The following is a 13,813-nucleotide window of genomic DNA, read 5'->3' on the forward strand; positions in this document are numbered from 1 at the left end:
GGGTCCACGACCCGAGGCGACTGCAAGGGCAGGATCAAGTCCTTCGCGCCGAAACCCCGTGTCAGTCCGGCGCGGCGGTAGCCAGCCGGGGGTCCAGGGGCCTCAGGCCCTTGGCGGGGGTTCCAGGGGGCGGAGGCCCCCTGGGGGTAGCCAGCACCTTCCGCCCCACCGGACCGTGACAGTCGAAAGCTTGACCTCGGCTGACCCGGCGGGTTCCAACCGCGCCTATGCGGCTTTCCCGACATCTTCTCGCTCTGCTGGCGTTGCTCTGCGCTGCGCCGGCGCTCGCCCAGACCTCTGCCCCTGCCCGCCCCGCGCCCGCGGCGCCCGCCGGGGCTGCGCCGTCGCCTTCCACGCCGGCGGAGGCGGACCGCCTGCTGGGCCTGCTGCGGGATGACACGCGCCGGGCGGAGCTGATCCGCAACCTGGAGGCGCTCTCCGCGGCGTCCCGCCCTGCCCCGGCCGCGCCGGCGGGAACCGCCGCAAGCCCGGCTCCTGCACCCGCTACGCCGGCCGCGCCGGCCGGTGGCGCTGCCCCGGCGGAAACGCCGGCGGAGGCCGGGCTGCTCGCGCCCAACACGCTCGGCGCTCAGCTGATGATGGGCGCTTCGCAGCGCCTTGCGGCCCTGTCCGACCAGCTGGTCGCCACGGCCAATGCGGTGACGGACCTGCCCAACATCGTGTCCTGGGCGTCCGGCGTCGCGCGGGATCCGGTGACGCAGGCGCGGGTGCTGGATGCCTCCTGGAAGCTCGTGCTGCTCTTCGGGCTGGGTCTGCTGGCCGAATGGATCGTCTGGCGGCTCCTTGGCCGCTGGCGGGACAAGCTGGACGCCCATGCGCCGGAGCGGTCGAATGTCTGGACCTGGTTCCGGCGCATTCCCTACGTGCTGATGCGGCTGGTGCTGGACCTGCTGCCGGTGGGCGCCTTCGCCGTGATCTCCTACGGGTTGATCAAGGCCGTGCAGCCGCTGCCGACGACGGAGCTGGTGCTGCTGCTGGCGAACAACGCCTACATCGCCATCCGCGCGGTGATGCTGACCAGCCGGATGCTGTTCTCCCCCAATTCCGCCCATCTGCGGCTGGTGCCGCTGCACGACGAGACGGCGGCCTACATCACGATCTGGCTGCGGCGGATCGTGGCGGTGCTGGTGGTGGGCTGGGCGGTGGCGGAGGCCGGGCTTCTCTTCGGCGTGCCCTGGGCGGTGTACGACGCCATCACCCGCCTCTCCCTGCTGATCGTCACCTTGTTCCTGGTGATCGTGATCATGCAGAACCGGCACTCCGTGGCGGATTGGCTGCGCGCGCCGGAGCTGAAGCCGAACGACCACCCGGACCGCTCCCGCCGCATGTTCCGCGCGCTGCGGGACCGGCTGGCGGAGGTGTGGCACGTGGTGGCCATCCTCTACATCCTCGCCCTCTGGGGTGTCTGGGCCCTGCAGGTTCGGGACGGGTTCGAGCGGCTGCTGAAGGCCAGCGCGCTCACCCTTCTCGTGCTCGGCGCCGCCAAGCTGGTGGATTACGGGCTGCGACGGCTGCTGGAGCGGGGCTTTCGCATCACCCCGGATCTCGCCAAGCGCTATCCCGGGCTGGAGGCGCGGGCCAACCGCTACCTTCCCGTCCTGAAGGGCATCGTCTCCGGCATCGTCACCCTCGTCACCCTGCTGGTGCTGCTGGAGACCTGGGGGATCGACGCTTTCACCTGGTTCCGCAGCGGCGGGCTCGGCGCGCGGGTGGTCAGCAGCCTCGTCTCCATCGGGCTGACGATGCTGGCGGCCATCACGGTGTGGGAGGTGGCGAACGCCGCCATCCAGCGCCGGTTGACGAAGCTGGCGCGCGACACGCAGGCGGCACGGTCCGCCCGCATCCGCACCCTGCTGCCCATGGCGCGCACGGCGCTGCTCATCATCATCGTGGTCTTCGTGGCGCTGAACGTGCTGAGCGAGATCGGGGTGAACGTGGCCCCGCTGATCGCCGGCGCCGGTGTCGTCGGCGTCGCCATCGGCTTCGGTTCCCAGACGCTGGTGAAGGACGTGATCACCGGCATGTTCCTCCTGCTGGAGGACGCGGTGGCCGTGGGCGACACGGTGACGATCGGGACCATGACCGGCGTGGTGGAACAGCTCTCCATCCGCTCCATCCGGCTGCGCGCGATGGACGGGTCCGTCCACATCATCCCCTTCAGCACCGTGACCTTCGTGACCAACATGACGCGCGACTTCGCCTTCGCGGTCGTGGACGTCTCCCTGCCCTATGGCGAGGACACGGACCGGGTGATGAAGCTGATGAAGGAGATTTCCGCCGAGATGCGGCAGGAGCCGCGCTGGGCCAGTGCCACGCGCGACGAGATCGACGTGATGGGCGTGGACAAGCTGCTGGAGACCGGCGTCGTCGTCCGCGCCCGCATGAAGACCGATCCCTCCCAGCGCTGGCCAGTGACGCGGGAACTGAACCGGCGCATCGAAGGGCGGTTCGAGCGGGAGGGCATCCGCATCAACTCGCCCTGGCGGAAGGCGGCGGAGGAGGAAGCGGTGGACCCGGCCGCAGGGGACCAGCCGGCGGCGGCCTGAAGCGGTTCCTGCGGCCGCGGGACGCGGGACCCGACCGGCAGGCCCTGGCGGCCGGACCGGCAACCGGCCCGCCCCGGAGCCGTTGCAAGGCCTGATCCAACCCAGGAGAGACCGATGGCCGAAGCCCAGACCGACCACGAGCAGCGCGAGAAGGTCCGCGAGCTGATCAAGGACGTGCAGACGGCCGTGCTCGTCACCCACGGCGACGACGACAAGCTGCGCGGCCGCCCGATGGTCGCCGCCGGGCTGGACCCGGATGGGAAGACGCTATGGTTCTTCTCCGGCTCCGGCACGGAGAAGACGGAGGAAATCGCGAAGAACGACCGCGTCCTGCTCTCCTACTCCGATCCCTCCAAGCAGAACTACGTCTCTGTCTCCGGCACGGCGCGGGTGGTGCGGGACGTGGCGAAGCAGAAGGAGCTGTGGACGGAGTCGATGAAGACCTGGTTCCCCAAGGGGGCCGAGGACCCGCGCATCGCCCTGATCGCCGTGGAGATGACGGGGGCGGAGTACTGGGACAGCCCCTCCTCCACGCTGCTGCATGCCTATGGCTATGTGAAGGCCGTGGTGACCGGCGAGCCGCCGAAGGGCGGCGAGAACGAGCGGGTCTCCTTCAAGCAGGCTTGATCCAACGAAGGGCCGATCTATGGAAAGGGACTGCGGGCCGCAGCCCCTTTCCCGGTCCGGCGCGAGGGGCACCGGATCCAGAAGGGATCAGAGAACGTCTCCAGGGGTCGTCCGGCCCGGAGGATTCGTTGCCTCCTGTTCACCCCGATCGCGACGCGCTCCGGCTGGCCTTCCGCCTGGCCCTCCTGGACGCCGTTCCGCGGGACGGCACCGCGGCGGAGCGCTGCGCCGCGCTCGAGGCCGCACGGGACCGCATGGCGGCCGCCCTGCTCCTGCCTGGCCCCCCGGACGGCTTGCCCGATGAGGCAATGGCCGTGCGCGACCGGGCCATCCTCGCAGTCGCATTGGAGGGCGGCTTCGAGGACGCCTGGGCGGTGGTGACGCAGTTTCCTTTCTGCTGAAGGGGCTCCTGCGTCCTATTCTGAACGGCCGCCCAACCCCGTCCCCGTTCGGCCGGGCCAGTTTGAGCTCGGCAGGCTTGAGCCGGGCGCGCGATGGGTGTGGCGACCTCCCCGAGGGCGAAATGAACGGCGATCTGGTGTGGAACTTGCTTTCGGCGGGCCTGATTTGAGGGATGACCGGACCATGATGCATCGCCGTTCGCTGCTGGCCGCCGCGCCGCTTCTGGCGGCCCCTGCCCTGCTCTCCGGCCCGGCGCGGGCACAGGCAGCGCGGGCGGCAACGCTGCGGGTGGTGCCGGAGACGCTGACGAACATCCTGGACCCGCACTTCACCACGAGCTTCACGACACGGGACTTCTCCTACCTCGTCTACGACACGCTGCTGGCGGTGAACGACCGGTGGGAGCCCACCCCGCAGATGGCGGAGCGCTGGGAGACGAGCGCGGACGGGATGGAGTGGCGCTTCTTCCTGCGGGACGGGCTGGTCTTCCACGACGGCACGCCGGTGACGGGCGAGGATTGCGCGGCCAGCCTGCGCCGCTGGGGCGCGCGGGACGCGCTGGGCGGCGTGATGCTGCGGGCGAGCGAGGCGATCGACGCCCCGGACGCGAAGACCCTTCGCATCGAGCTGAAGGAGCCCTTCGGCCTCGTGCTGCAGGCCCTGGCGAAGCCCGGCGCCATGGTGCCGATGATCATGCCGAAGCGCCTGGCGGAGACGCCGCCGAGCCGGCCGGTGACGGAGCCGATCGGGTCCGGACCGTACCGCTTCGTGGCGGCCGAGTACCGCCCGGGCGACCGGATCGTCCTGGCGCGGCACGAGGGCTACCGGCCGCGCGGCGAGGCCTCCATCTGGGCTTCCGGCGGCAAGCACGCCACCTTCGAGCGGGTGGAGCTGATCGCCATGCCCGACGTCTCCTCCCAGGTGAGCGCGCTGACGACGGGGGAGGTGGACTACCTGGAGCGACTGCCGGCGGACGTGCTGCCGGTGCTGGAGCGGAACCGGGCGGTGAAGGTGCAGGTGGTCTCGCCCTTCGGCTACCAGGGGATCCTCCGCTTCAACCACCTGCTGCCACCCTTCGACGACGTGCGCGTGCGGCGGGCGGTGATGACGGCCGTGGACCAGGCGGACTACCTGCCGGGCGTCGCCGGACGCCCGGAATACGCGCGGGAATGCCGCTCCATGCTGGGCTGCGGCACGCCTTACGAAACCACCGCCGGGATGCCGGGCAAGGCCGACCTGGAGGACGCCAAGCGGATGCTGCGGGAGGCGGGGATCGACCTCTCCAGGCCCGTGGTCATCATCCACCCCGCGGACGCGCCGGGGATCGCGGCGCTGGGGCTGGTGACGCAGGACCTGCTGACGAAGCTGGGCTTCAGGGTGGACCTGCAGTCGATGGACCTGAACACCTTCTTCGGCCGCCGCGCGCGGCCGGAGGGATGGAACGTCTTCCACACCACTGCCACCGTGCCGGACATGCAGACGCCGCTGCAGAACTCCTACATGGAGGGTTCCGGCCCGCCCAACGGTTTCGCGGGCTGGCCGAAGGACGCGACCGTGCAGGCCAAGCGCGCGGCCTTCGCGGCGGCGGGAACGGAGGCGGAGCGGAAGGCGCTCGCCACCGAGATCCACCAGCAGGCGGCAGAGCGGGGCTTCTACATGCCGCTCGGGCAGTTCGTCGCGGCCTCCGCCTGGCGGTCGGAGCTGCGCGACGTGCCGCAGGGCCCGGCGATGTTCCTGTGGAACATCAAGCGCGGATGATCTCCTTCTCCGACTATCTCGACCTCGTTCCGAAGGTCGAGCTGCACTGCCACATCGCGGGCGCGGTGCGCGCCACCACGTTGCACGAGATCGCGCAGGCCAACGGCGTGCGCCTGCCGCGCCCGGCGGAGACGCTGTACCAGTGGCCGGACTTCTACGGCTTCCTGGAGGTGCTGCGCCTCGGCGCCCTGGCGATCCGCCGGCGGGAGGATTTCGAGCGCGTGGCCTATGAGTGCATCGAGGACATGCACCGCCACGGCAACGCGCGCCACGTCGAGATCTTCTTCAACCCGCACTACTACAGCCCGAACGGCGCCACCTACCCGTTGATCGTGGAGGGGCTGGTGGCGGGGCTTGAGCGGGCGGAGCGCGACTTAGGCGTCTCCTCCCTCATGATCGCCTGCATCGACCGCAGCGTCTGCCTGCCGAGCGAGGCCCTGCAGATGCTGGACTGGGTGCAGGCCCACCCGCACCCGCGCGTGGTGGGCATCGGGCTGGACGGCGCCGAGCGCGCGGGGCCCCCGCTGGTCTGGGTGGAGGCCTGGCGGCGCGCCGGCCGGATGGGGCTGCGCCGCACCGCCCATGTCTGCGAGGACAACCAGGCCCTGTTCGAGGGGCCGCCGGCCCACATCACCCATTGCCGGGACGCGCTGGGCTGCGACCGGTTGGACCACGGCTACAACATGCTGGCCGACCCCGACATCGTGGCCCGCATGGCGCGGGAGGGGGTGCCCTTCACCATGGCCTGCTGGTCCTCGATCCCGCCGAACCGGATCCCCCGCCTGGACCGCATCCGCCGGATGGCCGAGGCGGGGCTGACCATCGTGCTGGGCACGGACGATCCCACGATGTTCGGGACGAACATGGGCCATGCCTGGCGCCGCGTGTTCGACCACACGGGCTGGGGCGTGGCAGAGGCGCGCAGGCTGTCCCTGGCCGGGGTGGAGGCGTGCTGGCTGCCGGACCCCGCGAAGGCTGCGCTGCGCGCCGATTTCGAGACGCGGCTGGACGCGCTGGACGCCGCGCTCGATCCCTCGGATCGCGCGGTGGACGTGGCGGTGGAGCGCGCCTGAGGCGGGCGCGCCCGGGGGAGGGTCACTCGCCGGCCGGCAGGCCGAGATAGCGGGGCCAGAAGGGCGGGCTGGTGATGGTCGGGAAGGCTTGGCGCCAGGCCTCCGCCGCCGCGGGCCCTTCCCGGTCCAGGCGGCGCAGCAGGGTCAGGCCGTCCCGGAAGAGGCGGCGGAATGCCTCGCGGGAGCGGCGCAGCACTGGGCGCTCCGGGTCCCACCATTGCTCCAGCACGAGATGGTCGTGCCGGGTGACCCGGAACCACAGCAGGTCGGGCATGGGAAGGCGAACGGGCGCCGCGTGCTCCGCCGTGGGCCGGCGCCAGTTGCGCGCCAGGGCCCAGGCGAGGCGGAGGGCGATCCGGGCGCGCCCCCCGGAATCCCGGGGCACGGCGGCAGGGGGCACCACGCGCTCCATGGGCAGGCTCTGCGGCGGATGGGCTTCCTTGTGCGCGGCGAGGGAGGCGTGGAGCGCGGCCGGGGAATCCTCGAGCAGGGCGGGGCCGCGCAGGTAGTCGCGCACGGCCTGCAGGACGAGGGCGGCGCCGTAGTAGCGGTAGGTAAGGAGATAGGTGGCCAGCCGCTTGAACATGAGCCAGGTCAGGGCGTGCCGCCCGCGCGGGAAGTGCAGCGCGGCTGTGACGAGCATGTTCCGCGTCTCATAGTAGAGCTGCCAGCCGCCGATGCGGGCGTAGAAGGGCTCATGCCACACCGCCACGCCGGGAAGGGAGACAGTGTGCAGCCCGGCATCGTGCAGGCGGCGGCCGTACTCCACGTCGTCGCCGCGGATGAAACACGGCAGGGGCAGGCCGGCCTGGCGGAGCATCTCGAGCGGCAGGCCGAAGAACCACCAGCCGTTGTAGTGCATGGACGCGGGGGCGAGGAACGCGTCCAGGTCGCGCCGGGCGGCCAGGGGATGGTCGGGAAGCTGGGGGCGCAAGTACCAAGTGGCAGGGTCGATATTGGCCCCGGCCTCGTAGAGGCGGGTGGGCCGCAGCCCGTCCAGCATCTGGCCGCCGAGAGCGAGGCCCGGCCGCGCGATGGAGAAGAAGGCGGCGGCGCGGCGCAGGCTTTCCGGCTCCAGCCGGATGTCGTCGTCCATCAGCAGGGCATGGGTGGCGCCGGGCTGCTCCATGGCCGCCAGGAGGCCGCGGGTGAAGCCGCCGGCGCCGCCGAAATTTCCCTGCTCGATCACCAGCAGCCGCTCGCGGAAGGCCGCGGGCAGGGCGGCGATGGCGGGGTGGGAGAGGAGGCCCGGCCGGCCCTGGTTGACGATGACGAGGCGGGGCAGGAGCGATGCCGTCTCCAGGTCGCCCGTGATGCTCGCGAGGAGGTCGGCCAGCGCGGCCTCCCGGTTGAAGGTGCAGAAGACCGGGACGAGGCCGACGGGCGCCGGCTCGGCCTCCGGCGCGCGCCAGGCGGCGCTGCGCAGCAGCACCTCCCCGCCGCGCGCCGTCACCTCGAAAAAGACGCGGCCGGCGGCATGGGCGTTCGGCAGGTCGGCGGGCAGGTCCAGGGTGATGGGCAGGGCCGGGTCGGCCTCCGTCTCCAGCGCCTCCAGCAGCACGTCCTCGCCCTCCGGCGTGCGGCGCAGGACGCGCAGCAGCAGGCGCCCGCTCGCGCGCAACTCCAGCGAGAGGCCACGCAGGCCGGTCCAGGCGCGCCACTGGTGCTCGAAGAAGGCGCCGAAATAGGTATCGAAGCTCGCCGTGGCGCCGCGCGGGATGCGCAGCACGCCGCCCTCCGGCCGGGGCGGGGCGGGCTGCTCCCGCTCCTGCCGGAGCATGCGGACATAGAGGGGCATCAGGGCGGCCGCCCGGTCGAAGACCACCCGCTGGAGGAGGAGCCCGGGCTCCGCCCCGTCCGGGAGGGAGGCGACCAGGGAGGTGGCCGAAGCGCTCATCTCGTTCATGGCCGCGGCCTCGTTGCGCCGCGCATGAGGAGGGGCAGGGCCATCCGCGCGGCCCCTGCCATGCCGGTCGCCGGGGTGGGGTAGGGCGGCGGGCCCTCCGCATCGTTCCAGGGGGCGCGCAGGAAGCCGCCGTGCCAGCCCTTCGCGGTGGTGCCCAGCCAGCTCGCGAAGCCGCGCAGGTCCGCCCGGCGCGTGACGAGGTAGAACCAGCCGTAGCGGACGATATCGGCGAGCAGGTAGCCCCAGAGCCCGTAGGCCCGGAAGATCTGGCCGCGGTTGCGGAACTGGTAGTAGCGTTTCGCCTCGGTGGCCGGGACGGTGGCGTAGAAGCGGCCGAAAAGAATGGGCTCGATCTCCCCATGGGAACTGGGGTGGAGGAAGCGGCAGGCCGTCTCGATCCGTACCTCCAGCCCGGCGCGTAGGGCGCGGCGGAGGAACTCCACCTCGTCGCCGCGGATGACGTAGCGGGGTTCGGGCAGGCCGATGCGCTCGAAGGTCTCGCGGGCGATCAGGGCGCCGTTGAAGAGGTGGGCGAAACCCGCGACCTGCGCACGGCCCTCCAGCTCCGCCAGGTGGAAGCGGGTACGGCCGGCGATGCGGACCGGGAAGGCGAGGCGGTCCGGCCGCTCGATGTCGAGGATCAGGGGGGCGACAATGCCGCCCTTTCCCTCCGCCGCGGCGAGAAGGCCGGCAAGGCAGTCGGGCGAGGCGGGCAGGCCGTCGTCGTCCATGAGCCAGATCGCCCCGGCGCCCGCGGCCATGGCCTTGCCGATGCCCGCGCGGAAGCCGCCGGCGCCGCCGAGGTTCCGGGGCAGGCGGATGTGCCGCACCGCCGGGAAATCTGCGACGACGGCGGCGGTGGAGGGTGGGCTGGCATTGTCGATCACCAGCGTGGCGTCGGGCGGACGGCGCTGGGCGGCGAGGGCCGTGAGGCAACGGCGCAGCAGGGCCGGCCGGTCATGGCTGACGATGACGGCGATGACGGGGGCAGGATCGCGCCCCCCTGCCGCACGGCCCCGAAGATCCGCCTCGTTTCGGGCGGGAATGGGCTCGGGAAGGGTGTTCCAGGGATCAGGCCGGGGACGCTGTGTCATTCCGGCACAGGCTCTAAGGTGGCGAGCATTCCGGCAGCCATAACGTCCGTTAGCGGCCTGAATCATTCCTCCGGCATGTCTCGATTGTCATCGCGGGAGAATCGCGCCGGGCGGGCCTTCGTGTCTGACCCGAGTGCCTGGCTGAAATGGACCTACGGGGCCTTTCCACCCCGCCGGTCCACTCCATCAGTTTAGACGGGCCGGCTCCTCAGCCCATGCTGCGCCCCGCGCGCAGCCGCTCCACCTCCTCGCGCAGGGTGGCGAGCTCCTCCCGCATCGCCTCCACCTCGTCCATCGGGCCCGTGGGCGCGGCGCCGCCCGCGCGGGGAGGAAAAGGGGAGAAGAGACTCATGGCGCGCTCCAGCATCGCCAGGTTCTGCTTGCCCAGCTCCTCGAAGGGGGCAAAGGCGTTGAAGCTGCCCATCGTTCCCCCCATCGCGGAGCCCATGGCCTCCTGCGCAGTGCGGCGCATCGCCTCCTGCTGGCGGGCGAAGGTGCCCATGGTGGCCTCCAGGTAGCGGGGCACCACGGATTGCAGGCTGTCGCCGTACAGGCCGATGAGCTGGCGCAGGAAGGGGATGGGCAGCAGGTTCTGGCCCTTGCTCTCCTCCTCCACGATGATCTGCGTCAGGACGGAGCGGGTGATGTCGTCGCCCGACTTGGCGTCGGAGACGGTGAAATGCCGGCCCAGGCGGACCATGGCGGCCAAGTCTTCCAGCGTGACGTAGGAGGAGGTTTCGGTGTTGTAGAGGCGCCGGTTGGCGTATTTCTTCACCACGACGGGCGGGCTGGCCGGGGTTTCCGGCGCCGTGTCCGCCGCGCTGCCCTGGGGGCTTCCCTGGGGCGAGTCGATCTTGGCCATGGCCGATAATCCTCCCCCGGACGACCGCCGGGTCTGTGATTCCCGCAGGGGTTCCCGCGGGACCCGGCCTCTGGCGCCTTGATGCCGTGCCGGGCGACGATGCTAAACCGGCTTTGCCGCGCTGCGGAAGGCGCGTCGCGCGGGTCCGGCCGGGACGCCACCGGCGGAGGGGCGGGCGGATGCGCGGGCGGGGATGCCAACCGGGGAATGCATGAGCGGTTCGGAGAGCGGTGGGACGGAGGACGGGGCGTCAAGCGGGGCGCCGGACGGGACGCCGGACCTGGCGCGCCTGGCGGCGGACTGGGTGGCGCTGTGGCAGGGCGAGATGGCGGCCATGGCCATGGATCCGGAGCTGCTCTCGGCCTGGGCGGCGGCGCTCGCGGCGGCGTCCCGCCACTGGACGGAGCATTGGGCGGAGGCGTCCCGGGCCGCGCCGCCCTGGCCGCCGGGATTCGGGATGCCCGGCTTCGGGGCACCGGGCTTTGGCATACCGGGGGTTCCGACGGGCTTCGCGCCGCCCGGCTTCGGCCAGCCCGCAACGGGCTTCCCCCAGCCCTGGCCCATGGGCTGGCCGCCGGCGCCCGTCGCGCCCTTCCCCTTCCCGCCCCCGTCGCCCGGACCTTCCGCGGGGGCGCCCGATGACGGCGCGGCGCGGCCCGAGACCGCTGCCGGCGCACCTGGCCCTGGCCGTGAACCGGGCGCTGGTGACGATGGCGGCGATCCCCTCCGCGCCCGGCTCGACGCCCTGGAACGGGAGCTGGCCGGGCTTCGTGCCGCGCTCGACGGCGGGGCAGGCGGAACACGCGCGGATCCTCCGGGAACTCGGCGCCGGCGCTGAGGCCGGGGGCTTCGCCGCCGCGGTCTGGCAGCGCCTGGCGCGGGAGGACGCGGCCCTGCTGCGGGGCATCCTGGCCTACCGGGCCCATCCCTGGCGGCGGGCGATGGCCGATCCGCCGGCGCTGTGGTCGGAGGGGCCGGCGCGGCTGCTGGACTATGGCGGGGAAGGCCCGGCGGCGCTGTTCATCCCCTCGCTGGTGAACCGGGCGACGGTGCTGGACCTGATGCCCGGCCACTCCATGCTGCGCTGGCTGGCCGGGCAGGGCCTGCGGGTCCTGCTGCTGGACTGGGGCGTACCCGGCGCGGTGGAGCGGGGCTTCACGCTCACGGATTGGATCGCCGGCCGGCTGGAACGGGCGCTGGAGACATCGGTGGCCGCCACGGGCGGGCCGGTCTCGCTGGTGGGCTACTGCATGGGCGGGCTGCTGGCGCTGGCCGCTGCGTTGCGGGCACCGGCCCGGGTTTGCGGGCTGGCGCTGCTGGCGACGCCCTGGGACTTCCACGCCGGCGGGGCCGGACCGCGCGCCCGGGCCGTGGCCGGGCTGCTGCCGGGGCTGGAACCCGTGCTGGGAACCACGGGCACCCTGCCCGTGGATCTGCTGCAGCTGCTTTTCGCGGGGCTGGACCCCTTCGGCATCGCGCGGAAGTTCCGGGCTTTCGGGCGGCTCGACCCCGCCTCCCCCCGGGCCGCGCATTTCGTGGCGCTGGAGGACTGGCTGAACGACGGCATTCCCCTGCCCGCCCCCGTGGCGCGGGAATGCCTGGGCGGGTGGTACGGGGCCAGCACGCCGGCGGCCGGGGCCTGGCGCGTGGCGGGCGCGGTGGTGGAGCCGCGCGCCTGGCGGGGCCCCTCCTTCCTCGCCATCCCGCGCGGGGACCGGATCGTGCCGCCGGAGAGCGCGCGGGCCCTGGCGGCGGGACTGCCCGGGGCAGAGGTGCTGGACGTGGCGGCCGGGCATATCGGGATGGCGGCGGGAATGAAGGCGGAGGCTGTGCTGTGGCGGCCCCTGCGGGACTGGCTGCGGCGCTGACCGCCCCAGGGAGAAGAGATTCTCTCCCTCCCCGGCCCCCTCACCCTCATCTTCTTCGATCAGGCTGCCAAAGGATGCTGAACGGGCGTTTCGCCGGGCGGCCACGCCGCCCGGCGCGGGCCAGCCCCACGGTCCGCGGCAGCCCGATGAAAAAAGATGAGAGGGGGGGCGGGAGAGAAGTCTTTCTCCCCCCGGGAGCCACGGGCGCTCCCTCCCCCCTGTTCCAGGGCCGCCCACAACGCCAGATGGGGCGATGGGTTGTGTGGCGCGGGTGTCGGACGCAGTCTTCACCCCCTGCCGCACACGGCTCGGACGAATGCGCGGGAATCGCGCAGGCCGAGGACGGGATCAGAGGAAAGAGCCGGTCATGGACGACATCGTCATCGCTTCCGCCGCCCGCACGCCGGTGGGCAGCTTCAACGGGGCCTTTGCCAGCGTGGCGGCGCACCAGCTCGGTGCCACCGCGATCAAGGCGGTGCTGGAGCGGGCGAAGGTGGAGGCCGGGGAGGTGGACGAGGTGATCCTCGGCCAGGTCCTGACAGGCGCGGCGGGGCAGAACCCGGCGCGGCAGGCCAGCGTGATCGCGGGCATCCCGGTGGAGCGGACGGCCTTCGGCATCAACCAGCTCTGTGGTTCCGGCCTGCGCACGGTCGCGCTGGCGGCCCAGCAGATCGCGACGGGCGACGCCGCCATCGTGATCGCGGGCGGGCAGGAGAGCATGACCCAGGCGCCGCACGCCCAGCAGCTGCGCGCCGGGCAGAAGATGGGCGATCTGGCCCTGATCGACACCATGATCAAGGACGGGCTCTGGGACGCCTTCAACGGCTACCACATGGGCCAGACCGCGGAGAACGTGGCCCAGAAGTTCCAGATCACGCGCGAGCAGCAGGATGAGTTCGCCTACAACTCCCAGCGCAAGGCCGGCGAGGCCATGAAGGCCGGGCGCTTCCGGGACGAGATCGTCCCGGTGACGGTGAAGGGCCGCAAGGGCGACACGGTGGTGGCGGAGGACGAGTACCCGAAGCCCGAGACGAGCCTGGAGGTGCTGCAGAAGCTGCGCCCGGCCTTCAACAAGGAGGGTTCCGTCACCGCCGGCAACGCTTCCGGCATCAATGACGGCGCGGCGGCGATCCTGGTGATGAAGGGGGCGGAGGCCTCCAGGCGGGGTGTGACGCCGCTGGCGCGCATCGTCTCCTGGGCAACCGCGGGCGTCGACCCCTCCATCATGGGCACGGGCCCCATCCCCGCCAGCCGCCGCGCGCTGGAGAAGGCCGGGTGGTCGATCGGCGACCTGGACCTGATCGAGGCGAACGAGGCCTTCGCGGCCCAGGCCTGCGCCGTGAACAAGGACCTGGGCTGGGATCCGTCCAAGGTGAACGTGAATGGCGGCGCCATCGCGCTGGGCCATCCGATCGGGGCCTCCGGCGCCCGCGTCCTCACCACGCTGCTCTTCGAGATGCAGCGGCGCGGGGCGAAGAAGGGCCTGGCGACGCTGTGCATCGGCGGCGGCATGGGCGTGGCCATGTGCGTCGAGGCCGCCTGATCGGCGGGCGCGGTCCGCGCAAGACGGGCCGCGCCACCCCCGAAATGATTGATTCCGCGCGGGACGGGGCCTAACCCCGTTCCGCAGAACAGAAGCTGGTCACGTCCTCCCGC

General features: G+C 72.2%; 11 protein-coding genes. 8 read left to right on the top strand and 3 right to left on the bottom strand.

The window, feature by feature from the left end; all coding sequences use genetic code 11:
- Window positions 1-227 precede the first annotated feature (227 nt).
- The 5 genes from J5Y10_RS21140 to add all read left to right on the top strand — a co-directional run bounded on the left by J5Y10_RS21140 (window position 228) and on the right by add (window position 6,427).
- Entirely contained in the window at window positions 228-2,567 is a 2,340-nt protein-coding gene (locus J5Y10_RS21140; protein WP_209376099.1) for a mechanosensitive ion channel domain-containing protein, read from the top strand.
- 114 nt (window positions 2,568-2,681) lie between these two features.
- Complete coding sequence (locus J5Y10_RS21145; protein ID WP_209376100.1) at window positions 2,682-3,194, top strand: pyridoxamine 5'-phosphate oxidase family protein; 513 nt, start codon at window positions 2,682-2,684, stop codon at window positions 3,192-3,194.
- A gap of 128 nt (window positions 3,195-3,322) precedes the next feature.
- Complete coding sequence (locus tag J5Y10_RS21150; RefSeq protein ID WP_209376101.1) at window positions 3,323-3,595, top strand: hypothetical protein; 273 nt, start codon at window positions 3,323-3,325, stop codon at window positions 3,593-3,595.
- Between the two features lie 184 nt (window positions 3,596-3,779).
- Window positions 3,780-5,354, top strand: coding sequence for an ABC transporter substrate-binding protein (locus tag J5Y10_RS21155; protein ID WP_209376102.1), 1,575 nt, complete (start codon window positions 3,780-3,782; stop codon window positions 5,352-5,354).
- The gene (add, locus tag J5Y10_RS21160; RefSeq protein WP_209376103.1) at window positions 5,351-6,427 is read left to right on the top strand and encodes an adenosine deaminase; all 1,077 of its coding nucleotides are present in this window, start codon (window positions 5,351-5,353) and stop codon (window positions 6,425-6,427) included. Before J5Y10_RS21155 ends, add begins: the two co-directional genes overlap by 4 nt.
- A 22-nt stretch (window positions 6,428-6,449) precedes the next feature.
- Here add and J5Y10_RS21165 read toward each other — a convergent pair whose 3' ends face one another.
- The 3 genes from J5Y10_RS21165 to phaR all read right to left on the bottom strand — a co-directional run bounded on the left by J5Y10_RS21165 (window position 6,450) and on the right by phaR (window position 10,289).
- Entirely contained in the window at window positions 6,450-8,333 is a 1,884-nt protein-coding gene (locus J5Y10_RS21165; protein WP_209376104.1) for a glycosyltransferase, read from the bottom strand.
- Window positions 8,330-9,427 carry a glycosyltransferase gene (locus J5Y10_RS21170; protein WP_209376105.1) on the bottom strand — a complete coding sequence of 366 codons (1,098 nt, stop codon included), beginning with the start codon at window positions 9,425-9,427 and terminating at the stop codon, window positions 8,330-8,332. Before J5Y10_RS21170 ends, J5Y10_RS21165 begins: the two co-directional genes overlap by 4 nt.
- 208 nt (window positions 9,428-9,635) lie before the next feature.
- Window positions 9,636-10,289, bottom strand: coding sequence for a polyhydroxyalkanoate synthesis repressor PhaR (phaR, locus tag J5Y10_RS21175; protein WP_209376106.1), 654 nt, complete (start codon window positions 10,287-10,289; stop codon window positions 9,636-9,638).
- A gap of 211 nt (window positions 10,290-10,500) precedes the next feature.
- On the opposite strand from phaR, the gene J5Y10_RS28110 reads away from it, so the two are divergent.
- The 3 genes from J5Y10_RS28110 (at window position 10,501) to J5Y10_RS21185 (ending at window position 13,700) form a co-directional block, all read left to right on the top strand.
- Window positions 10,501-11,127: a hypothetical protein gene (locus J5Y10_RS28110; protein WP_245214943.1), complete on the top strand. Its 627-nt coding sequence runs from the start codon at window positions 10,501-10,503 to the stop codon at window positions 11,125-11,127.
- On the top strand, window positions 11,060-12,157 hold the full coding sequence (locus J5Y10_RS21180; protein WP_342452981.1) for an alpha/beta fold hydrolase: 1,098 nt from the start codon (window positions 11,060-11,062) through the stop codon (window positions 12,155-12,157). Before J5Y10_RS28110 ends, J5Y10_RS21180 begins: the two co-directional genes overlap by 68 nt.
- Before the next feature lie 367 nt (window positions 12,158-12,524).
- A complete protein-coding gene (locus J5Y10_RS21185) occupies window positions 12,525-13,700 on the top strand; it encodes an acetyl-CoA C-acetyltransferase (protein ID WP_209376108.1) in 1,176 nt (391 codons plus the stop codon).
- The last annotated feature ends 113 nt before the right edge of the window (window positions 13,701-13,813 follow it).

The sequence above is a fragment of the Roseomonas indoligenes genome, from assembly GCF_017813365.1.
GTDB classification, from domain to species: domain Bacteria; phylum Pseudomonadota; class Alphaproteobacteria; order Acetobacterales; family Acetobacteraceae; genus Roseomonas; species Roseomonas indoligenes.